The 20032-nt window shown below is 54.6% G+C and carries 25 protein-coding genes and 1 pseudogene; 7 read left to right on the forward strand and 19 right to left on the reverse strand.

What is annotated here, in order from left to right; all coding sequences use genetic code 11:
- Nucleotides 1-10 precede the first annotated feature (10 nt).
- Nucleotides 11-4363: an ATP-binding protein gene (locus JL015_RS15825; RefSeq protein ID WP_201019106.1), complete on the forward strand. Its 4353-nt coding sequence runs from the start codon at nt 11-13 to the stop codon at nt 4361-4363.
- A 460-nt stretch (nt 4364-4823) separates the two neighbouring features.
- On the opposite strand, the pseudogene JL015_RS27725 reads toward JL015_RS15825, so the two are convergent.
- The 11 genes and pseudogenes from JL015_RS27725 to JL015_RS15875 form a co-directional block, all read right to left on the reverse strand.
- Nucleotides 4824-5197: pseudogene (locus JL015_RS27725) on the reverse strand (integrase); the annotation flags it as partial.
- Nucleotides 5198-5490: 293 nt separating this feature from the next.
- Complete coding sequence (locus JL015_RS15830; protein WP_201019107.1) at nt 5491-6945, reverse strand: tyrosine-type recombinase/integrase; 1455 nt, start codon at nt 6943-6945, stop codon at nt 5491-5493.
- Nucleotides 6946-7238: 293 nt separating this feature from the next.
- The gene (locus tag JL015_RS15835) at nt 7239-8351 is read right to left on the reverse strand and encodes a phage integrase Arm DNA-binding domain-containing protein (RefSeq protein ID WP_201019226.1); all 1113 of its coding nucleotides are present in this window, start codon (nt 8349-8351) and stop codon (nt 7239-7241) included.
- The gene (locus tag JL015_RS15840) at nt 8351-8563 is read right to left on the reverse strand and encodes a hypothetical protein (RefSeq protein WP_201019108.1); all 213 of its coding nucleotides are present in this window, start codon (nt 8561-8563) and stop codon (nt 8351-8353) included. The genes JL015_RS15835 and JL015_RS15840 overlap by 1 nt, the downstream gene beginning before the upstream one ends.
- A gap of 41 nt (nt 8564-8604) precedes the next feature.
- Entirely contained in the window at nt 8605-8895 is a 291-nt protein-coding gene (locus JL015_RS15845) for a hypothetical protein (RefSeq protein ID WP_201019109.1), read from the reverse strand.
- Between the two features lie 54 nt (nt 8896-8949).
- Nucleotides 8950-9177 carry a hypothetical protein gene (locus JL015_RS15850; RefSeq protein WP_201019110.1) on the reverse strand — a complete coding sequence of 76 codons (228 nt, stop codon included), beginning with the start codon at nt 9175-9177 and terminating at the stop codon, nt 8950-8952.
- Nucleotides 9178-9223: 46 nt separating this feature from the next.
- Entirely contained in the window at nt 9224-9562 is a 339-nt protein-coding gene (locus tag JL015_RS15855; RefSeq protein ID WP_201019111.1) for a hypothetical protein, read from the reverse strand.
- Complete coding sequence (locus JL015_RS15860; RefSeq protein WP_201019112.1) at nt 9559-9882, reverse strand: hypothetical protein; 324 nt, start codon at nt 9880-9882, stop codon at nt 9559-9561. Before JL015_RS15860 ends, JL015_RS15855 begins: the two co-directional genes overlap by 4 nt.
- Nucleotides 9879-10121, reverse strand: coding sequence for a hypothetical protein (locus tag JL015_RS15865; RefSeq protein ID WP_201019113.1), 243 nt, complete (start codon nt 10119-10121; stop codon nt 9879-9881). Before JL015_RS15865 ends, JL015_RS15860 begins: the two co-directional genes overlap by 4 nt.
- A complete protein-coding gene (locus JL015_RS27730) occupies nt 10118-11038 on the reverse strand; it encodes a hypothetical protein (protein WP_236250224.1) in 921 nt (306 codons plus the stop codon). The genes JL015_RS15865 and JL015_RS27730 overlap by 4 nt, the downstream gene beginning before the upstream one ends.
- Before the next feature lie 110 nt (nt 11039-11148).
- Nucleotides 11149-11514 (reverse strand): DUF4406 domain-containing protein, encoded by a 366-nt coding sequence (locus JL015_RS15875; RefSeq protein ID WP_201019114.1) that lies wholly within the window; start codon nt 11512-11514, stop codon nt 11149-11151.
- 263 nt (nt 11515-11777) lie between these two features.
- Between JL015_RS15875 and JL015_RS15880 the strand changes: the two genes are divergently transcribed.
- The gene (locus JL015_RS15880) at nt 11778-12032 is read left to right on the forward strand and encodes a hypothetical protein (protein WP_201019115.1); all 255 of its coding nucleotides are present in this window, start codon (nt 11778-11780) and stop codon (nt 12030-12032) included.
- Here the strand turns inward: JL015_RS15880 and JL015_RS15885 are convergent.
- Nucleotides 12029-12289: a hypothetical protein gene (locus tag JL015_RS15885; protein WP_201019116.1), complete on the reverse strand. Its 261-nt coding sequence runs from the start codon at nt 12287-12289 to the stop codon at nt 12029-12031. The genes JL015_RS15880 and JL015_RS15885 overlap by 4 nt on opposite strands.
- Nucleotides 12290-12646: 357 nt before the next feature.
- Between JL015_RS15885 and JL015_RS15890 the strand changes: the two genes are divergently transcribed.
- Both JL015_RS15890 and JL015_RS15895 read left to right on the forward strand, forming a co-directional pair.
- Entirely contained in the window at nt 12647-13417 is a 771-nt protein-coding gene (locus JL015_RS15890; RefSeq protein ID WP_201019117.1) for a hypothetical protein, read from the forward strand.
- 170 nt (nt 13418-13587) lie between these two features.
- Entirely contained in the window at nt 13588-13962 is a 375-nt protein-coding gene (locus tag JL015_RS15895; protein ID WP_201019118.1) for a hypothetical protein, read from the forward strand.
- Between the two features lie 11 nt (nt 13963-13973).
- On the opposite strand, the gene JL015_RS15900 is transcribed toward JL015_RS15895, so the two are convergent.
- Nucleotides 13974-14927 (reverse strand): phosphoadenosine phosphosulfate reductase domain-containing protein, encoded by a 954-nt coding sequence (locus tag JL015_RS15900; protein WP_201019119.1) that lies wholly within the window; start codon nt 14925-14927, stop codon nt 13974-13976.
- A gap of 81 nt (nt 14928-15008) precedes the next feature.
- Between JL015_RS15900 and JL015_RS15905 the strand changes: the two genes are divergently transcribed.
- Complete coding sequence (locus tag JL015_RS15905; RefSeq protein WP_201019120.1) at nt 15009-15233, forward strand: hypothetical protein; 225 nt, start codon at nt 15009-15011, stop codon at nt 15231-15233.
- Nucleotides 15234-15245: 12 nt separating this feature from the next.
- On the opposite strand, the gene JL015_RS15910 is transcribed toward JL015_RS15905, so the two are convergent.
- Nucleotides 15246-16331, reverse strand: coding sequence for a DNA-methyltransferase (locus tag JL015_RS15910; protein WP_201019121.1), 1086 nt, complete (start codon nt 16329-16331; stop codon nt 15246-15248).
- A 248-nt stretch (nt 16332-16579) separates the two neighbouring features.
- Between JL015_RS15910 and JL015_RS15915 the strand changes: the two genes are divergently transcribed.
- Nucleotides 16580-16960 carry a hypothetical protein gene (locus tag JL015_RS15915; RefSeq protein ID WP_201019122.1) on the forward strand — a complete coding sequence of 127 codons (381 nt, stop codon included), beginning with the start codon at nt 16580-16582 and terminating at the stop codon, nt 16958-16960.
- Between the two features lie 10 nt (nt 16961-16970).
- Here JL015_RS15915 and yejK read toward each other — a convergent pair whose 3' ends face one another.
- Nucleotides 16971-17978 (reverse strand): nucleoid-associated protein YejK, encoded by a 1008-nt coding sequence (yejK, locus tag JL015_RS15920; protein WP_201019123.1) that lies wholly within the window; start codon nt 17976-17978, stop codon nt 16971-16973.
- A gap of 14 nt (nt 17979-17992) precedes the next feature.
- Here yejK and JL015_RS15925 point away from each other — a divergent pair, with 14 nt between their 5' ends.
- Nucleotides 17993-18418, forward strand: a complete 426-nt coding sequence (locus JL015_RS15925) for a hypothetical protein (RefSeq protein ID WP_201019124.1) — start codon at nt 17993-17995, stop codon at nt 18416-18418.
- Here the strand turns inward: JL015_RS15925 and JL015_RS15930 are convergent.
- From JL015_RS15930 to JL015_RS15945, 4 genes are all read right to left on the reverse strand, one after another.
- Complete coding sequence (locus tag JL015_RS15930; protein ID WP_201019125.1) at nt 18390-18728, reverse strand: hypothetical protein; 339 nt, start codon at nt 18726-18728, stop codon at nt 18390-18392. The genes JL015_RS15925 and JL015_RS15930 overlap by 29 nt on opposite strands.
- Before the next feature lie 203 nt (nt 18729-18931).
- A complete protein-coding gene (locus JL015_RS15935) occupies nt 18932-19174 on the reverse strand; it encodes a hypothetical protein (protein ID WP_201019126.1) in 243 nt (80 codons plus the stop codon).
- On the reverse strand, nt 19174-19839 hold the full coding sequence (locus JL015_RS15940; RefSeq protein ID WP_201019127.1) for a lambda exonuclease family protein: 666 nt from the start codon (nt 19837-19839) through the stop codon (nt 19174-19176). Before JL015_RS15940 ends, JL015_RS15935 begins: the two co-directional genes overlap by 1 nt.
- Nucleotides 19836-20030: a hypothetical protein gene (locus tag JL015_RS15945; RefSeq protein ID WP_236250225.1), complete on the reverse strand. Its 195-nt coding sequence runs from the start codon at nt 20028-20030 to the stop codon at nt 19836-19838. The genes JL015_RS15940 and JL015_RS15945 overlap by 4 nt, the downstream gene beginning before the upstream one ends.
- Between the last annotated feature and the right edge of the window lie 2 nt (nt 20031-20032).

A 20032-nucleotide genomic window follows, 5' to 3' on the forward strand; every position in this document is an offset into this window, starting at 1 on the left:
TAGTCCTCCCATGCGCACCTTCCGTATCTTCCTTTCCTCTCCCGGCGACTGTGAGGCTGAACGCACCGCAGCATTTCTTGTTGTCGAAAGCCTAAACGCTGACCCGGTGATCGCTCAGTTTGCGCGGCTAGAGATCGTGGCATGGGACTGGGGGCCGGGCGTTCCCTTTGATGCCTTGGCGTCACCCCAGGTATCGGTGAACAGCCGCATGCCTGTACCTGAAGAGTGCGACGTTTACATCGGTATTTTTCGCTGCCGCTTTGGTTCGCCGATCCCGATCAACGAATTCCGTAAAGATGATGGCACTTCCTTTCGGTCGGGTAGTGAATATGAGTTCGATCGGGCCTGGAAGGCCAGGCGCCTCGGAGCCAAAACACCTGAGATCTACGTCTATCGCCTTCAGGATCCGGATACGACGACTTGTGATGCCGAGCAGCTCAGCTTGTTGAACGCATTCTTTGATGCGGCACCGTTCAAAGCTAAGGGTCAATGGATAGGATCGCTCAACCGTTTTCAAGATACAGCTGACTTCGAGGGCAAGCTTGAAGGCCACCTGAAGGTGATTCTGAGCAAGTCTCATCCTAGTGCCAAGTTGCGACTGCAAGAATGGCTCGAACGTAAAGCACTTCAGTTGGAACACGATGCCGGCCCGCGCTATACGCGCGCGACACATGTCGAGTCAGACGTCCGACGCGTGTTCAACTGGCTCCTCGTCCGTAGTAGCGCTATTGAGGCTCTGGATAAAATATTGTCAGAAATTTGGGAAGAGCTCGATGCTCCTGAGTTCGAGTCCATCAAAGCAGCCATGCAACGCATCGCATCTTGTCTGCGTGAAAATTGGAATCGGGCTACTCCACCAGACTTCGACTTCATAGAGCGCACACTGACACGCATCGCTGAAACGGCGGCGCAGCTCGAGCATGCAACCGAATTAGACGATTCTGGTGAGACATTATCGGGCAACATGGATTTGGATAAATTGCAGGAGATCAAATCGCTCGCAATGGCTGCACTGCGTGATTTAAAGAAATTTTTAGCTTTTGCCCAGCGGCGAGTACTCCTTCTTGCGGGACCGGCAGGCCAAGGCAAGACGCACACGCTGGTTCATGAAGTTCGGAGCGTGCTTGCCTCTGGAGGCATTGCGATCGGCGCTCTTGCGCAAACGCTTCCCGATGCGACCGACCTTCGAGGCGCCCTCATAAAGGTATGGGGCTATGGGGAGTCTTCCTTCGACGAGCTCCTCGACACCCTTGAGAACGCCGCAGCACAATCAGGGCAACGTGCACTTATAGTTATCGATGCGCTCAACGAGACACCCAATCGAACACGATGGAAGAACGAGCTCAATGGCATCGTACGTGACATCGTGGCCCGACCCCACCTTACGCTAGCGCTTAGCGTTAGGTCTGACTATCGGATGCATGTCCTGCCGGAGCTCGATCCGCAGCAACAGCCTTGGGTAGAGCATCAGCATGCGGGCTTTGCCGGAATCGAACCGAATGCTCTTCGGGCGTACTTTATCCATTATGGGATCAAGGCTCCAGTCGCACCACTGATCGGAGAGCTTAGCAACCCTCTATATGTCCAACTGCTGGTCAAGAGCTTGATGGGACGCACAACACCCTCTCACTGGCTACCTTCTTGGCTGGAAGTCTGGGGCGCCTGGATTGAGCGGCTCGAGGCAGATGCACGTAACCGGTTTACCCTCGACCCCTCTAGGCGTCAACCCGTACGGCGATCGCTGAACAAGATGGCCGCAGCCATGATCGTGTCGGGGAAATTCAATTTACTCCGGTCTGAGGCCGACTCAATCGCGCATACCACGACAGGAATCGAAGGGCTGGTCGGCTTTTTATGCTCCGCGGGAGCATTGATGGACCGAATCGAAGATGACGATGACATTGTGGAGTTTGGCTTCGAGCGCCTGTCGGACACATTCATCGCCGATCGTCTGCTTCATCAGTTGTTTGAAGGCAAAAACGATGTAGCTCAGAAGCGCGGCACCCTTGAGACCGCACTTGCACCGGGAGGAGTGCTTGCCGCGCTTGCCGCGCCTGGTGAAAATCATGAACCTCTCGCTTCTCGCCGTTCGGGCTTGCTCGCTGCACTTTGCCTGGCAGTACCCAAGCTTGCTGGCGTCGAACTGCCCAATCTTCTCCCGCTGGAGCCTGACGAGGATGGCTGGTTTACGCCGGATATGGAGCTACGCATGGCCGTTACCGACAGCATGAGGTGGCGATGTGCTCCTGATGAGTTCGCCGGAGGTCGAGGTGCATTGTGGAAGATGTATCGCCGACGAGGCGCATTCTTCTCAGGCACTGACGATCTCGACGAGCTAATTCGCCTGGCACTTATTCCTGGCCACCCCTTTGCAATGGAACATTACCTGCATCGGCGCCTAAGGCGGATGAGAAGTCCTGGCGCACGTGATGCTTGCTGGACGGTTAAACTGATCTCGCCCTGGAGCAACGATGGATCGAACCTTTCTGGGTTGGTCCGTTGGGCTAAGGACTCCGACTTGGCTCACGTTGGTGATGATCTTGCCCTGGCCGCGGTACGTATACTGGCTTGGTCCTGTGCGAGTTCTCAGCAACAACTTCGAGAAAGTGCGACTTGTGGTCTGACGCGTCTGCTCGTCGCATGCCCGAGCGTCCTGCCTAGGACTCTTGCCGATTTTCTGCCGGTAAATGATGACTATGTGCTGGAGAGCGTACTGGCGGCAACTTGGGGAGTACTCATCGACAGTCGCGATCGTAACTCCTGCATGCAAGCCGCTAGACAAGTGTATGGTGCAATCTTCGCCAGAGGCACTCCCCATTGTCACCTCACGATCCGTCACTACGCGCGACGTATAGTCGAAGTGGCGTGTGACCGTGGCTGGGTTGATGGCATTGATCGCTCAATCATTGAGCCTCCATACAAGAGCTCATTGCCCCTAGCCCTGGTTCCAACAAAAGACAGTTTGCGCGCACTGGATAGGTCGAAGGGCTTTGGGAGCATTCTTGGATCGGCTCTAGGCCGCGACTTCTTTTGGTACGTGATGGGGGCAACTTCGGGAACGAAGCACTTCACTTCGGAGCCGTTGCCGCATTCACTCGAACCGGTACGCTTCTACTGCGATGAAGAAAGCCAGCACGGGAGCAGGGCACCGAGTGGAATCTTCGATATTCCACTCGCAGCACGCTTTGTTGTTTGGAATTGCCTGCAGCTCGGCTGGACGACCGAGCGATTTAATGAATTTGATACTGGGCCAGAGACTCAAGGTTACAGCCGTATCGAAAGATCAGGTAGGACCGAGCGAATTGGTAAGAAGTACCAGTGGATCGGATGGCAGACAATGCTTGCATTCCTGTCCGATAACTACCGCATGACATCTGGATCGGCCCGCACACAGAGGACGTACGACACGCCACATCAGATCGGCTACATCGAGGTGTTCGATCCATCGCGCTGGTTGCACGTGGCGTCGCACGCTTCGTATCAGTCCCTGAATGATACCTTTTGGCGTATGCCATGCCTCCCTCAGTGGCCCATGGCCGATGATGAAGACTTGCAACGTTGGGGTGACAGCGAAGCATTCGACCTTCCTGCCATCGACATTATCAACCATGTGCCACCCTTGCCCGAACATTGGGGGGAGGGACCATGGATCCGCGTTGCAGCAGAAAACATCTGGAAAAGACCCGCGATTCCGGGAATGTGGCCTCTTGGTCAAGAGCAGGACATCGACATCTGGTGGCAAATCACTCCTGGGCTCATTCAATCAGCGGATTTACCACGATTACTCGAAGCACTGGAACTACCGGAAGTGCAGGGTGAGCTTGGGAGTGTTGGCCGCATTGACCTGCAATCGAACTCTGACGTCCAACTTGTCGAGTGGCCATCGTTGAAAGGTGAGTTCGATACTAGCCTGACCGACCCAAAATTTGGATATGGGGCGTGGCTACCGGTTCCCTGGATGCAGCTTGCCGGCGAGTGTGGCGATCCCGACCGTAGTGATGAGGAGGGCCCCGTCATCCTGCCCTTGCCTCGAGTGTTTCGGGACTGGGGTCTATCGCTGGATCTCCAGCATGGAGTCGTGCGACATGACGATACCGTCGTCTTTGGTATTGTCGGGCGAGCTATGGGAGAGGATGCACTTGTTGCGAGGCGCGATATTTTAATGGATCTCCTGACAAGACACGACATGACCTTGGTGTGGTGGCTACGGGGCGAACGCAAAGCAGTAGTGCGAGAGTCGCTGATGGATTTTGATTGTCGGGTTTGGATCGATTCGCATGGAGTTGCATTCTTGGCGCAAGATGGGAGGGCGCAGGTTGCATGGCTCGGTCGCGCCGCACGTGATATGCATTCTGGCGAGTAATCAAATACTTGATGCCCTACAACAATTTCAGGATCCATAGCTACAACGAATACCGGTCGCCAGTAGCTATGGAGAGACTGGCGGCGTGAAAACTTTCTCTCAGGTCAAGGAAATGGCGGACTCTGTAGGGGGGGCTTGTCGGTGGGGATGGATCTCGGATCTAAATTTGAGCCACTGATGCGTTCGGGTTATTGACATACTTCCGATTGGCTATCAGCAGAATCTAGTAGCGTGCCTTTGAATAATTCTCTTTCTTGCTTTTGATACACCCCAAAAACAAGTCCAGAATCAAGTCTATTCCTGTTTCAGGAATATAATAAATCCCTTAGATTTCAATGTGCAGGACGCTAGATGCAAGTCTCGTTTCCCCTCCACTCTCCTGGTTTTTTTCACTGTGTCGTCAATCTGTGGTCACTCGCGCGGCTTTTTGCCGCAACTGGTCTAAATAGTCAGCCCATTGTTAAGCCGCCTCCCGGCGTTGAACTAGCATTTGTGCACTCGCATACACAGTACCCAGTGCACCTGGCATCCGGTGGGATAACGACAGATCGAGCACAATTGGATCGATACCCAAGTGCTCGTGGACAATGGTCCGGTAGGTAGCGCTAAAGCCGTGGGCAGTGATGTCGTACGCCGGCCAGATACGCTGAAAGGACTTGAGCATAGAAGTGGGGTTGATGGGGCGCTCTGGATAGACCGGCGCGACGAACACCCAGCCCTTGCCTTATTCATCCACCACGCGGGTTTTACTTAATCGTGCAACAGGACCAGAGCTTGCTCGGGAAATGGTACGACGTGCTTGCTTTTGTCTAGATGCTTGGTCTTGCTGAGCACATTGAATCGTCCGTAATATCGTAGACATTGAACGACCGCATCTGGCCGATTCTGTTGAAAAAGTCGGCCATGGTTTCCACGGCAGAAAGGTACGCGCTTGAGATTGAAATCGTTACTTTGAGCAGAGGTCGGGGCTTGGATTTCGCGTAGCTGCGCGCAAAAAAGGCATATTCAGCAGTCAGCACGAGGGCAGTCTGGAAAGACCGACTTTTCCAACAGAATCGGCCGACTTCTGCCGGTCATGAAGCCGAAGACCGTGCTCGGCGATGAGGGCTCAACATAAAGACGCCGACTTAAGACGGCGGTAAAGAACTATTCGCGCTATATGCGGGAAAAGACAACTTCGACTCGTTTGGCGTGTGCTCGTAGGTCGAGGACAGCACCGCACTGAGTCGATCGCCCAGCAGGTTCCAGGCGTTTGTCTTCTCGTCGGCATAGTCGTGATGCAAGTAGTGGCGTCTCACCCGAGAGCCGGCCAGTACATGATTTTGGCAGCGATCGATGACATCCAGGCTAACGCCTAAGGCTTGCATCATGGTCGCCCCCGTACGGCGCAAGTCATGCGGCGTCCAGTCGCCGTTTTGGCCGTCGGCAAGGACCAGGGTATCGTCATGGCACCGTCTGGAGAGGGCCTTGCGGTTTTTGAACCGGGCCTGGCGATCGCCGACCTGTTTGCTCACCACTTTCACATCCACATGCCCATCATCCAGCTTGTTCGGAAAGCACCATTGCGAGTCGCCCGTCAGGATTTTGAGTTCCTGAAAGAAATGCAGGGCGAAGGGGGAGAGGAAGACATGGTGATCCTGTTTCTTGCCACGGGTGCCTTTGACATTTTCGCTGGGGAGGAACCAGGTCTGCTGGTCTAGATCGACATTTTTCCATTCGGCCTGGAGCAACTCGCCAATCCGGCATAGCGTGCCCAGGCTGATCCAGAGCGCAAGCTGTGTTTCCTTCTTTAGCGGTCGAATGCCGTCGTATTTTTGGCCCGCGGGGAGGGCGTCGTAATCGGCAGTCATTTGCTGGAAGCGGGTGTGCAGTTCCAACAGCTCAGCCGGGGAAAGGATCCGGCTTCTTTCCGCTTCGTAGTCGGCAGGGATCAGGGGGGAGATGTCGACCAGCTCAGTCGGATCACCCTCAACCAGTAACGTCCGCCAAGGTTGGCGCTTTCTAGCCCAGCTGAACATCTGGATGAGGTCGGCGAAGAAGCTGATGGCTTGACGGTGAGCGCCGCGGTTGACCACGGTGCGGATCAGCGCCCGAACATCGTGTTCGGAAACATTGTTCACCGCGGTCCTGCCAAGTGCCGGGAATAGGTCCTTGCTAAAACGGCGCTGCAACTCGGCATTGCCGTCTTTGCGCGCGACGCCATCCAACAGCCAGGCGCTGGCCAGATCCTGGACGGTCAGTGTTTGCGCCTTCGACATCTTTACCTGTTCGGCCTCTATATCAGCCGCGGCGTATGCCTGTGTCTTGGCGATCTTCTTTTGCTCGTTAGGATTGATTTGCTCATCGATGAGCGCTCGGGCTTGGTTGCGTGCCTTGCGGATGTCCGTCAGGGATTTGCGCGGCCAGGTTCCGCAGGCGTACTCTTTGTTCTGGTCGCCCCACCGATAGCGATAGAAAAAGCTGACCGACACGCCGTCCTTACGCAGGGAAATTCGACCGGCGAGATTGCCATCCTCCCGGAGGATCCGGCCGGCATCATTGGCGGTCAGCGACTCGAGTTCTTTGATGGTGATTTTGGCCATGAAATGGAACCCCCTACTTTTACCCCCACAAAAACATCGGCTCTTGATGGACGTTGCTGGACTCTCGTAGAGCAGAACACCGCTGGAGCTCAAGTAAATACTAGCTTAGAAAAATCCAGAGTGAAATTTCGGAGTCTTTCAAGAAGTATGAAAAAGGAGATGGGGTGCTAGGGGTCGAGTGTTCGAATCACTCCGTCCCGACCATATTTCCTGAGTAAAATCAGTCATTTAAGCCGATCAGATAGATCGGCTTTTTTGTGCGCGCGCAAAAGATGCGCAAAACTGGCGCAAAACTATCCGGCGATTTCACTGATATCGAGGTCCGGAGTGGCATCCGACCAGACGATTTCGGCGTGATCCCGCTGGTAGTTTTTGGTCATGCTCTCGCTGGCGTGACCGGCGATCTTTTGCCCGTCTTTTCCGGCTTTCTGATACAGGTGCAACGACAACGCCCGCACCTCATGAAAGCCTGGCATTTCCTCTTCCTTCCAGCCTTTGTAACAGCCCGCTACCTCCCGAGCCTCTTTGAAGGCTCGCGTCAAATATCGCTCCTCGACTTTCGTCCAGTGATCTTTCGTTTGCGCCTGAATCTGCTTTTTCCGGTCTGGTCGGCGGTGAACCAGGTATGGCGAGGCAATGTCATCCCTGCATCGGCTGACCACCGCCTGCAGTTCTTCAGTCACCCTGAACCGAATCCAGGCCGCATCACTGGCCTTTGCGGTCTTCTGCTGAACCACATACAGAAAACCCTCTCGAACCCCGTCAAAGCGCATATTCAGAATGTCGGTGCGGCGCTGGGCCGTGATCAGGGCCAGGTCGATTGCGTTTTTCAGCCAGGCTGGTGCTGCCTCCCGAATGGCTTTCAGGCCATCGATGGTGTGCCGCTTACGCTGCTTCTTCTCGATCCTGTTGATGGTGCTGGCTGCCGGGTTGTCCGGGCACAGGCCTTTCGCGGCGGCATGATTGAATATGTCGATCAGCAGCGCCCGGCACTGGTTTGCTGTGCGCGGCGTGAGTGCGTCCAGCATTTCCGCAATCATGCGGATCGTTATCTGATCCACAGCCTTACCTTCAAAGTGTTTCCGAAAGCGCCGGAAGTGGACGGCATACAATCCCAGGGTGCCCTTGGCCAGCTCTCGCGGCGGCAGAACATCACGCTCATAGGTGTCGAGGAATCCAGCGAAAGTCTCCGATGAGTTGCCCAGTACTGCGCCTACCAGATCAGCACCGGCCATGAATTCCAGGTTCAACTGCTTCGCCGCATCGATTGCTTTGATTCGGTCGGTACCGAACTGGAACCACTTTCCATCTGTGGGCCGCCGATAGCGATAGCTCGAACGCCGCGAATCGAAGTACAGGTTCTGCGGGAGGTTCTTGTTCGCCTTGTTGCGCGGCCTTGGGACCATCATGCAGCTCCTTTCAATACCATGGCGACCAGCTCGTTGCCGTTTGCTTTGCTGTACGCCGACCAATCGACATACCAGAGCTTGCCGATTTGCTCGCCTGGTAGCTGGCCATTTCTGATGTAGTTGCGAATTGCCTGTGAGCAGGGCGGGGTGCCGTTCTCGCCCCAGCGCCTCCGGCGAAACTCACTGATCTTTATCAGTTCCTTTCTCATAATTGGCTCCATTGCCGCGCACGGCGGCAGAATTGATGGGGTTAGGCGGAAGCCTTGGCGATGACCGATTCGGCATGAGCCAGCGCAGCGTGGTACTTGCTGATGTTGGCTGCGCCCAGTCGTGCCAGGCCGACCAGATTTGAAAGGCTTTCCAGCAGTTCTGGTGCGGCGGCGATCAGCTTTGCGTTTGCCTCAATTTCCGGCAGCTGGCGCATGTTTGAGACAACTGCGGCTACCGCAAGCGAGTCGCCTGGGTGCAGAATGTTGAAGTCATGGAAGTAATCCGGTCCTTCGTGACGCCAGGGTCCTGGAGTGTGTTTGTGTTTCGTCATGGCAATGGCTCTCCATGCCCGCCGAGCGGCTGGCAGATAGATGTGGGGGGGGGATTAAGCGATCACTTCGGTTATCGCATGTTCAACTGAGCCAGAGCGCACACTGGCATCGCCCAGATAAATGCGGTTCAACACATGGCCGTGCTGATCGGTAACCGCATCGGTGTTATCTTCCATCTCCGATAGATCTGGCAGAGCCAGATGGCGAACACGCTGGATATCGACGCCTTCCGGCACATCGAAAAAGGTCTTGATGGTGGTGATCACCATAATTTTTGGCATGAGAAATCCTTGCCCGCTGCTGCAGGCTGAGTTGTTAGGGAAGGGGTTAAGGCTGGATTGCGAGAAGTTCTGCGACGACTTGGCCGGTATTGTGGAAATACCAGTCACTGTCGGTGAGGTTGTTGATCATGAATGCCGCGAACTCATCGGCAGGCATCCGCTTCATGATTCGCTCGAACTTTGGCGGCGGCCCTCTCCAGGCAGGCTCTACGCCGACAAGGCGGGTGGCGGCCAGATTGTGATGTCCGTCCAGTAGCAGGCGGTAGGTCTTGCCGCGCAGTTCTATATCGAGCGTGCGGACAATGAACACCTTGAATTTGGCAGCCTTGCGCGCAACTACGTCCCGGTTCAAGTATCGCTGGCTGCTGATCAGTGGCGGGCTCATGCCGCTCTCCGCTCAGGGTTCCCATACAGATCGTACTCAGGACGCCCTGGCGGATACGCCTCGGCTGTCATGGCTTGGTCGATTGCTGCGCGCAGATTCTCGTGCCAATTCTCGCCAACGACGCGCTTGTGAGGGGCGGCCATGTACTGCCCAGAAACTTCAATGCCGATGCTGTAGTCGCCTGCATCGGCATTCGCGCAACTGATGAATTCAACGTCCCAGTTGCAGGCCTCAAGAGCGTCCAGTCTCCGCTTGTCCCTGCGAAGCGCCTCCAGCTCTGCAGTGGAAACGATCGTGAAGTTGGTTTTCTTCTTGCTCACATCGAATACCTCTCATCAACGCGCCGATCCGGCGCATCCGTGGGTGTTGGCTTGGCTTCTGGCTTGAGCTGGCTGTCCGGCACGCAACTGATGCCGACGCCGTTCAGGATGTAGCACGTCACACCGCGCTGGCTGTCGCGCTCGATTTCGATCACGTTTTGGCGATGGGCCGGTGCTGGGTTAGGAGCCGCGCTGGCGCTGGCGGCCAGCAGCATCAGGATGAGAGCGAGGCGATTCATGGGGTTACCCCGTGCGCCCTGGCCAGTCGCACATCTTCGGCAGTGATGATGTGATCCGAGATGCCTTCGATAGTGAAGAATTGGGGTTCGCAATACTCGCGCGCCCAGGCCTTCAGAGGTTCCAGGGCCTTTTCAAGAGCCGCCTTCGCTGACTCATCAAGGTCTGGGTAGTTGTCGACCCATTCCCCTGCATCGCTACCAACTGCCTTCTCGAACATGTGATCAGCAATACTGTCGGCATCAGGGAGGAAACCAGCCGGGTCAGCTTTGCACACCCCGCCAACCTTCACGGTATCGCCGACCTTAAGCCCGTTGCCCAGCCCAGGGCCGAAGCTGGTTCCTTCGGCGGCGCTGCCAAAGTTGTCGCGCACCAACGCCATCAGGTTCGGGTAATCCCATGAGCCATCATCGCCATTCAGCGACCAGTATTGTTCGCCTTTGCGGCGCACCCAGCTCACGCAAGGCCCGTCTTCCGAATCAAAGATACCCAGCAGGAACCACTCAGGACCTGGTGCGACAGGCTCCCAGCCCAGGCAATGGGCTGCGCCATCATCGTACGGGTGCGGCTCGCTGATATCCGCATCCATGTGCCACTGCGTCACCTCAAGCCCCTGCGCAACGAGCCAAGCCTTGAAGGCTTTATGATTTTCGTCAAAGTTGGGTTCGTCGGGGTGACTCCAGTAGCCGTCCTCGTCGCGGACAACAGGTACAGGTTGAATCAGTTTCATTTCTTCAGGCATGACTTCGTCCTTGCCGCTGTAGCAGCTATGCGGCGAAAAAAAGATTCGGGTATCGTTCACTCCAGAAAAATACGGAGTTTCTAAGTGATCGTTTTCGGAGTTGAGTACCGGTTTGGTAGAGCATCCGGCGTTGTCGCCGGGCATGACGGTCTTGCGCTCGAGTGCTTGCGGGGGCAAAACGTCGTCTTTGAGGTTTTCAGAAATGACGAAACTTTGCGGTTTGAAGTAACCCTATTCGAGAGGGATGTACCTCTGGAACTGCTCGAACATGCCATACCGATCGCCCGTCAGGAACTTGGTGACTTTGTTACCTGCGAGCCTGAGTGATACAGGCTTGAGCATGGTTGCACCTGGTATTCGGTGATGGTGTGCGCCGGGCTGTCGCGAATGCCCAGGCGATCGGCGATGTAGACTTCCAGCTGTGCGCCTTGCGATTTGTCCCAGCCGGGCAGGGTGGCAACGTGGTCGCAGGTGACTAGCTGGGCCAAGTCTCGGCGCATGCATTCCTCCCACGTTCCGCCGTCTGGGTTGATCTCGGCGGGGTTGGCCACATCGAAGCCCAAGCGGCGAAGCCTTTCTGCCTCAGCGTTGAACGCAGGAAAGTTCAGGTCCGGCAGGCCAGTCATTGGGCCTGACAAGTAGATTTTGGGCATGAAAGCTCCTTGCCGGTCGTGTCGCGACGAGGCGGTATGTCAAGGGGGAAGGTTTTGGAATAGAACGAGATGTTTCAGGTGTGTTTCGGCGAGTGTCATGACGGCATGCTGGTTACCTAAACCAAGCCGGAGCTCTATCGCATGAAACGATTGACCAATTGGATAAGCGTCATTGCTGCTGTGATTCGTCTGCTCAATGTGCTCAGCCGTACGGGCTGGTTTTGAGCAGCTACAGTTCACCTATCAACCGAAAGGAGGTGGTGATGGATAGCTACGTGTGCGTGATTTGCAAGGGGAAAGGCACGGAAGAGTTTTCCGTAGGAGAGTTCAGGAATGTTGAATGCCGGAATTGCGGAAAATACCTGATCTCAAGAACAGTGCTGAATGGCATGAAGGCGAGAAACAACTGCTTTAACATCGCAGCCACAAGATCCTGCATCAATGGATTCATTGCTGCTGGAAAGCCTGCAGTTATTTCCCGCGCCGAGGTGGCGGCACATCAGTTGTTTTCTGCTTAGCGTTCGCTGGCTGGCACCTCTTTGAGTGTCAACGTGATAGGGCCTTCGCGCATATCGCCCTGGAGATCACCGTCAAGCTCGCTGATTTCCTGTCGCGTCAGGTTCTTCCATTTGGCAATAACGTAATCGCCCTTGAGGATTCCGATTGGCATCTCCCGGCAGGTTGAGCCGTAGCTATAGCCGTTCTGCTGAAGCCATTCCTGAGCTGCCCAGAGGGCCTTGAAGGTCACAGGGTTGGAAAAGGTTTTTTTGAACATGATTGATCCTCGCCTGTGGCGTGATTCGTTTGAGTTCTTTTGGAGGATTTACGCAGTCATAGCAGAATCAAGTTGTTGCTTTCTTGTGATTAGGGAAATATTAAAATTGGCGTTCAAATAGTTGAGTTTCTGCTTGAGATAGGAGTTTGCTGTGGTTGTGTGAGTGGTGCAGTGCTTGATTTGGTTCTAGGCAGTCTCCACTATTTGGAATGGTGCTGCGTGATGCGATTTGATAGGGCTCAAGAGACTATCTGAAACTTACTGAGGGTGCAGATTTTGATAAAAAAAATAATTGGTAAACTAAGAAATGCAATTCGATTTCCAGCACATAATAATCTATTGCTATGGGTTGGGTTGATGCTTATCTTTTTGGTACTGACTGTGTTTGTGGTCGGTTATTACTGTATGGGGCTTGATGGGGGTATTAGCTGGGGGACTTTTGGGGACTATTTTGGAGGTGTTCTTAATCCTATATTGAGCTTTTTGGCTTTATTTGCTGTTGTTAGGGGGCTTGGTTTCCAGTTTGAAGAATTGAAAGGTAATCGAGAGGAAGCGAAGTCTGCTCTTGACTTACAGCTTGAACAAACGAAAATATTTAAGCAGCAGAGTTTTGAGTCGGTTTTTTTTGGCCTTCTTCAGCTTTACTCAAAGAGTATTGATGAGCTCGAATTGGGTGCGGTAATTGATGGTGGTGTTTCAGGTGCCTCAGTTATGAAGTATATTTCTGAAAAGGCGAATTTAGATATTATAGTGTGGGATGAGATATTTCATGCTGCGCCTTTGAGAGTTTCCCAAATTAAACCTACTATTATTTATCATTTGGGTGAGGAATTTTTACCTTTGGCTGAGGGTGGGCCTATTAGGTCGTTTAAAATACTTTCACAGTTATTGTTGCATATTGATCTTTGTGATCTCAGTAATCCATCACTTAAACAGAGCTATTTTATGATCGCCAAGTCGCTCTTGACGCCCGCTGAGATTGAATGTGCGGCACTTTATGCTTTTACTCATGAAGGACGTGAGTTGTATGAGGTCATGATAAGAAATAGTTTTCTTAAGTATCTGCCCCAAAGAGCTTCCCTCTCGAAGCTAAAAGATTGTGGCTTAATGCCCAATTATGAATCATAAACCAACAAAAATATGTCATTCAGAGGGCCTTTCAAAATCAGAGAACCAAGCCAGTGCTAGGCTGCGGTTGCGGCCTCTATGCCGCTGCACACGGAGCCGTATTGGAATGCGGACATGGATCATCCTCGCCAGTATATTCGGCTTTCTGAATCGGGATAAAAGGAGATGTCGTGGTTGGACCTACTGAGAAGGGCCTGAGGAAATGCGTAAAAATTGCTTGGGCATTGATCATCTTTGCGATTGCTGTGCCTTTGCTTTCGATGGCTGCTCCCTACCCAAAAATTCCCGATTTAGACGCGGGGTCGTGGTTCAGTCGAAGCGGAGCAGTGATGACGGTTTTCGCGCTCCTTGCTGAAAGCGTCTTGTTAAAGGTAAGACTTTCGATAACCCCGACGGGCTTTGGATGGGCTGGTTTAAATGAGCTGCGGCAGACATTCCTACCCGCGCTCAACAAATCCGATGCGCTGATTTTTATCTTGGTGATAACCGGAACTATGATTTGGGCCTACGGTGATCTACCGTTCAAGTATCTTTTGGCGCGATAGCTGGTTTGTGGTTACTCACAAAGCCCGTAAGCAGAACTGCAGGCGGTTGCGTCAGTTGCGATCATCAGGTCGTACTGAATGCCGCCTCTGGAGGTCTTCGACCACTCGACAGCTTGTCGGATGCTTGCGATCTCCATAACCTCAAGTGCGTTCATGTCCGCGATGGAGCCTTTCGGGTGTTTCGCATTGGAGCCTGCGAAGAAGGTCGCAGCGCCCCGCTTGCTGGCCTGCTGGACGATTCGCTCCCATTGATCGATGCGGTCGATTACCTCTGGAAAGCGCAGCGCAATTTCCCGCAGCTCATCTTTGCGGCAATTGATGCAGGGCATGCATCCGACGCGGCCCATGCCCTGAGAGTAGAGCGGATTCGGATCGATACCCATGTAGCGGTGGGCTTCAAACACCGTAGGGATGTCCCACTTCAAGATCGGCCGGTAGTTGAACAGTCCGCCGCCTACCTCGTCGCACTCCGGCAGGTAACGGCGGTTCAATGATTCGTCGGCGCGTACGCCTTGCCAACTGATCAGCATGTTGCCTTTGCCCATCATTGGCATAACCACCTGTTCGAGCATCGGGTCGCGCTTCAACTCCATCGTGCAGAACTGTGCTTTGCGACTGGGGAATCGGCCTTTCCAGATGCACAGGTCAAGGAATGGGTTGCCGGTTGGCTGAAGCACTTCGAGTGCAGCCAGGACCACCGATTCTTCGATTCCTTGCTCTCGCCATTTGGTCGCAATGAATTGCCGCTTTCCAGCGATCTGCCGTTTGAAGCTGGCCTTCACCCTCGTGATAGGAACGCCAGTTGCTCGTTCCAGGTAGTCGAGATATTGGTACGTTTGCTCATGCTCGTTGCCGGTGTCGGCGAAGACGGCCTGAAGGTTTTCTGTCTCCAGCGCGATAGCCACCAGCAGCGTCGCGGTCGAGTCTTTCCCGCCGCTGACGCTGACGATGTTCTGGGTAGGCATGGTTCATCCTCGCCTGTGGCGTGATTCGTTGAAGTGGGTTATTTGTGTATTTCGGCATGGAGCCGAATAGAGGAGTTGGACGTGGCGAAAAAGGAACGACCTACCAAATCTGAGCGCTACAGACAGAAACATCAGTTTGATGATCTTGCTGCACAGCTCGAGGCAACTCCTGTCGAATACAGGGCCAAACTGTACGAGAAGCTAGAGCGTGAGCGGATTGCCAAGTCCCTGGAAAAGTCAGGCAAAAAGCGCCGTGGCGGTTGGCCGTTTGTGTCGGGGAGCTTTGAGAGTGGAGGCAAGAAGTAATTCGCCCCAAACTTAAGCCGCCGGCGGAGAGTCGTGGAATACGTCCATCTGCGCTGCGCCATCCAGCCAGGCAGCGTCGATCCGGTCGCGAGCCAGCGCCGCATACTCTGGGTTCAGCTCGCAGGTGATCGACCGGCGACCTTCCTGCATCGACACCAGCGCCGTGGTCCCAGCTCCGCCAAACGGATCGAGCACCAAGCCGCCACGCGGAGCGCCGGCCAGAACGCAGGGGCGGATCAGATCTGGCGGGAAGGTGGCGAAGTGGGCTCCCTTGAATCCCTGGGTGGGCACGGTCCAGACGCTACGTTTATTCCGGCTCGCTATATCCCATTCGCTCTCCGGACGATCCGGCCTGTGTGTCCCTTTGCTTTGACCGGGAATGGCTTGCTCGCGCTTTGAATCATTACGCTGGAAGCTGTCCCGGCGTGATCGTGGACCACCTACGGCTTTCATGTTGCCGTTGGTTTTGCCTGGTATGCGGTCGCTGCCCGCCTGCTCTTCGATGTTCTGAGCCCATCGTGCTACGCTCGATTCTGCTGCAGGCTCCCTGATGGCCTGCATATCGCAGTGATAACGAGGCGACTTGCTGAGCAGAAAAACGTACTCGTGGGCCTTTGTACAGCGGTCCCGAGTCGATTCCGGCATCGGATTCGGTTTGTGCCAAATGATGTCCTGTCTCAGGTACCAGCCGTCATCCTGCAGGGCGAAAGCCAGACGCCAAGGTATGCCCATCATATCCTTGTGCTTGAGTCCTTCAGGTATTTGGCTTGAACGGCGAGCATGAGTCGTTCTCACAGAAATGTGTGGAGCCTTGCTCTGCCCGGTACTAAGAGGGCCATTTGGCTTGCTTGCATAGCTGTCGCCCATGTTCACCCATAGCGTGCCGTCGTTGCGCAGCACTCTGCGCACCTCACAGAACACTTCAACCAGTCGAGCAATGAATTCTGCTGGTGTTGCTTCCAGTCCGATTTGACCTCCAACGCCATAATCGCGAAGGCCGAAGTAAGGCGGGCTGGTGATGCATGTGTGCACACATTGATTGGGAAGCTGGCGTATCATTTCGATGCAGTCGCCGATCATGATGCGATGGTTCTCCATAAAGACTCCAGGCAGCCTTCGGTATTGCCGGGCTAGCGTGATTTGTGGAAGTGGAGGAAATCGTTTTTTGGCCTACGCTTTCAGGTGTATTACACCTAACGAGGATGAAATCATGGCAAAGGGATCAAGTGGGAAAGGTGGCAGCGGCTCGGGAAAGGGGCCATCGACTGGAGGCCGAGGCCCGTCTTCGCATCAAGGGCCAGGAGGTAATTGGCCAAGCACCACCGGCAAGGTTTCTGGTGGTGACCGTGGCAACGCGCCTTCTGGAAAGAAAGGCTGATAAAACTGAGATAACGCAGCAGTTGTTGACGACTTCTGCGCTACCTCAATCTTTTAAATTTCCGTGCTGGAGTGAATCTGGGAAGCTGGGTATCTGTGTGCTGCCCGACATGGAGCCGGATCAAGGAGTTGTGATGAGCAAAGATAGAGAGATCGCCTTGGAGCAAGCCCTGATAGCGGTGATTGGCGCAGCAGAAAGCCGCGGCCTCGACACTCAGGACCTATTGAGCCATGCGACGGCGCTCATCTTGGGCAATAGCTCTTACCGCCGTGTCGATCACCCTTATGTGGATATGGCCTGTAAAGAGATCAGCGACGCGCACGCAACGGCTCTCACGCTTAAGCCATAATCAATTTTGCTCAGGCGTCGGCGCGCTTTAGCTGATCAATGAGCTGTGTTGGAAGTCCGCGCAGTGTCAACGTGCCTCCAGCTTTGTCGAACTCGATTTTGTCCCCCAGCAGGTGCGCCTCGAAGCTGATCGACATGCCTTCGGCCCTGCCTGTGAAGCGACGAAACTGGTTCAGGGTGCGCTTGTCTGCCGGGATCTCCGGCGACAGGCCGTAATCCTTGTTGCGGATGTGATCGTAGAACGCACGCGGGCGGTCTTCGTCGATCAGTTCGGACAGCTCTTCCAGGCCAATGGGCTCGCCCAGCTTGGACTGGCTACTGGCGTAATCCACCAGGGTCTTGGTTTTCTCCCGCGCCGACTCTTCCGGCAGGTCTTCGCTTTCCACGAAGTCGCTGAATGCCTTGAGCAGGGTGCGGGTTTCGCCGGGTCCGTCCACACCTTCCTGGCAACCGATGAAGTCGCGGAAATAATCGCTGACCTTGCGACCCTGCTTGCCTTTCAGAAACGAGATGTACTGGCGGGATGCTGGGTTGTTCTTCCATTCGCTGAGGTTGATTCGCGCAGCCAGTCGAATGTGGTCCAGATCCAGGCGCTTGACTGTCATGAGAGCCAGTTCTTCGGTCATGGTCACTGCTTCCGTTTCCTGCACCAAAGCAATGACCAGGTAATCGGTCATGCCTTGCAGGTAGTGGCAGAAGAGGGCGTGCCCGCCAGTTGTCAGGTTCGACTCTCCCATCAGCTTGACCAGGTGCTCTACGGCGGTGGTGCTGAACTCCAGAAAGTTGATCCCGTCACCCAGGTATTTGCCGAGCCAGCCGCTCAGTGGATAGGCACCTGACTCGGGGTGGAATAGCCCCCAGCCTTTGTCGGCGGTGGCGTTGTAGCTTTCGTTGAACTGATACATCAGATCATCACGCGCCTGGCTCTCGGCCTGCTCGGCATTGCCGAGGAACAGAACTGCAGGGCTACCATCTGGCTTCTTGTCGATCTTGTGAATGACGCTGTGAAGTATGGGCATTTGGGTTACCTCAGGTGCGCGCCGCCCTCCATGAGGATGGTGGCTATTTGGGTTGTAATGGTGTTTTATGCCGTTCTCATAAACAAAGCATTGGAGGCTTTATGGTGGTTTTTTCGAGGGCGGCGCAGTGTTTTGCAGGCGCGGAGCAAATGCTTGATGCATGGAATGAAATTGGTAAAGACAGAGCTATCGAGGTTGCCTTACTCGAATGCAGCGAAGGTCTATCGAGTGTTCCGCGTGATCGACTCAGTGAGCCGGCAACAGGATGGGTTGCTGAACTGGATTCGTTTCTGGATTGCTCGGGACTCGAGATTCCGAATGGAAGCGGAGCTATTGCGACAAAAGCTGCAACCCTTTCTGCTGAGGATGTGGGGCGGGTCGCTGAATTGGTGACGAAACTTCAGCAGTGGTTTAGTGCTGAGAATCGCAAGGGCCTATGATTTCATCGCCTGGATCTCGCTTCAGCTCCGCCAAGCTCTGATTGAGAAACTCCCGCGCAACGTTTTCGCTAATCATGATTTCGTGGCTCGGATAAGTCAGAAAGGCCTGAAGCTCTTCATCACCCATCAAATCCATCTTCATGATCGCGATCTGAATCACCTCACTGATGATAGGTGTCTTGCCCCGTTGGCGAACCCTATTCAGGGCCTGCTCAATGCCTGGTCGAACCCGGTGACGCAACTCCTTCTCTGCATATTTGGCGCGCTTGGCGGCAGCTTTGGCTGACCTCGCTTTCTGATCCGCAGTCATTACACAACTCCGCATAACCGCTTGGAGGGATTTTGATGTGCAATTGCTTTCGGCGCTGTCGCACTCTGTTGTTGATACGCTTCATGCTGCGACCTTGACTTGGCTCCAAGCTCCAATGCTGATAACGGCGGCATGATTGGTGCCCAGCAGAGCGCGAAGACTGCGCTCGATCTGAGCTCTACGGTTGCAGGGTTTACGCTTGCTCATATCGCCTCCGCCATTTGTCGGAGCCGCCGACGTTCAGCGAGCGACATCGGCCGAGATTTGCGCTTGAGCACCGTTTCAGGGTCTACCCAGTCCCGCCGCTTGGGTGGGACTGGCTTGCCGGTGAAGCAAGAGCCTTGGGTGATGTTACCGCCACGACTCTCGTATTCCGCCATGGCCTGGGCGAGGCGGGCCGACTCGACCCGGTTGTGTTGGATGCTGCTGAGTTCGAGGCTGATCATTAAGCTGCTCCCAGTCGATGTGCTTGTGCCCGAGCCTTGTCCGCGACTTCATCAACCATTCGATTTAGCTCAAGGTTGAACTGGACCAGCTCGATAAGCAGGTTGGCGATGTATTTTTCGTCTCGATAAATCGTCTCAACGTACAGCTGACACTCTTCATCCTGACGTGAATCGAATGACAGGAAGTCCCACCACTTCCGCCCCGTAACGAGCATGCAACCTTGGACTTGCGGCATATGCTCCTCGGGCATTCCCTCAAGCCAGGTTTTGACGTGGATGGCCTCGTTGAAAGGGCATTTTGATTCCGTGCCGCCGTCGTCATTGATGAGGCCGTCGGGCGAACAACCGAGCCAGTCATACTTTGGATGCACAATGAATTCGGAAGGCACGACGATGTTGCCTGTCAGCATCTCGTAGGCGTCCTGCGCCTTTTGTTCCTCCGTGTGCCCCCACTTCATAGAAGCGCTGCTGACGAGGTGCTTGGACTTTTTCGCGAGCCTTTCAAAGCAGAGCTCACGCATATAGGACGTACGCGCGCCAAGAGGTTCGCGCTTCCCGTTTTTGTCAGGCTTACCCCACGCCACGACATCCTTGAACCGACTGGCCGTCACGCGGCCAGAGCGATCGGCATGCCATTTTTCGGTACCTTGGAGTTCCGTTCTCACTGCGTCGCTTCCTCGGCCTGAGCCTGGTCATCTTTGGGGCCAGTCATATCGATGAAGTCGCCATCGACAGTCGCTGCCATACTTTTCAGTGCTTCGTGGCACTCCAGACCGATCGCAGCTCGCTGCTTTGGCTTGAGTGCAGCCCACGCGGCTGCATAGGCGTCGATCTCTTGCCGTTTCGCGACAATCAAAA

The sequence above is a fragment of the Pseudomonas cichorii genome (genome assembly GCF_015471405.1).
GTDB classification, from domain to species: Bacteria; Pseudomonadota; Gammaproteobacteria; order Pseudomonadales; family Pseudomonadaceae; genus Aquipseudomonas; species Aquipseudomonas serbiensis.

Coding starts and splice junctions, on each gene's coding strand:
- JL015_RS15835 (WP_201019226.1), bottom strand. CDS start 8,351: ATGGTCCCAAGGCCGCGCAACAAGGCGAACAAGAACCTCCCGCAGAAC.
- JL015_RS15845 (WP_201019109.1), bottom strand. CDS start 8,895: ATGACGAAACACAAACACACTCCAGGACCCTGGCGTCACGAAGGACCG.
- JL015_RS15880 (WP_201019115.1), top strand. CDS start 11,778: ATGGATAGCTACGTGTGCGTGATTTGCAAGGGGAAAGGCACGGAAGAG.
- JL015_RS15885 (WP_201019116.1), bottom strand. CDS start 12,289: ATGTTCAAAAAAACCTTTTCCAACCCTGTGACCTTCAAGGCCCTCTGG.
- JL015_RS15935 (WP_201019126.1), bottom strand. CDS start 19,174: ATGATCAGCCTCGAACTCAGCAGCATCCAACACAACCGGGTCGAGTCG.
- yejK (WP_201019123.1), bottom strand. CDS start 17,978: ATGCCCATACTTCACAGCGTCATTCACAAGATCGACAAGAAGCCAGAT.
- JL015_RS15900 (WP_201019119.1), bottom strand. CDS start 14,927: ATGCCTACCCAGAACATCGTCAGCGTCAGCGGCGGGAAAGACTCGACC.
- JL015_RS15855 (WP_201019111.1), bottom strand. CDS start 9,562: ATGAGCCCGCCACTGATCAGCAGCCAGCGATACTTGAACCGGGACGTA.
- JL015_RS15930 (WP_201019125.1), bottom strand. CDS start 18,728: ATGACTGCGGATCAGAAAGCGAGGTCAGCCAAAGCTGCCGCCAAGCGC.
- JL015_RS15865 (WP_201019113.1), bottom strand. CDS start 10,121: ATGAATCGCCTCGCTCTCATCCTGATGCTGCTGGCCGCCAGCGCCAGC.
- JL015_RS15910 (WP_201019121.1), bottom strand. CDS start 16,331: ATGGAGAACCATCGCATCATGATCGGCGACTGCATCGAAATGATACGC.
- JL015_RS15850 (WP_201019110.1), bottom strand. CDS start 9,177: ATGCCAAAAATTATGGTGATCACCACCATCAAGACCTTTTTCGATGTG.
- JL015_RS15875 (WP_201019114.1), bottom strand. CDS start 11,514: ATGCCCAAAATCTACTTGTCAGGCCCAATGACTGGCCTGCCGGACCTG.
- JL015_RS15825 (WP_201019106.1), top strand. CDS start 11: ATGCGCACCTTCCGTATCTTCCTTTCCTCTCCCGGCGACTGTGAGGCT.
- JL015_RS15840 (WP_201019108.1), bottom strand. CDS start 8,563: ATGAGAAAGGAACTGATAAAGATCAGTGAGTTTCGCCGGAGGCGCTGG.
- JL015_RS15890 (WP_201019117.1), top strand. CDS start 12,647: ATGCTTATCTTTTTGGTACTGACTGTGTTTGTGGTCGGTTATTACTGT.
- JL015_RS15830 (WP_201019107.1), bottom strand. CDS start 6,945: ATGGCCAAAATCACCATCAAAGAACTCGAGTCGCTGACCGCCAATGAT.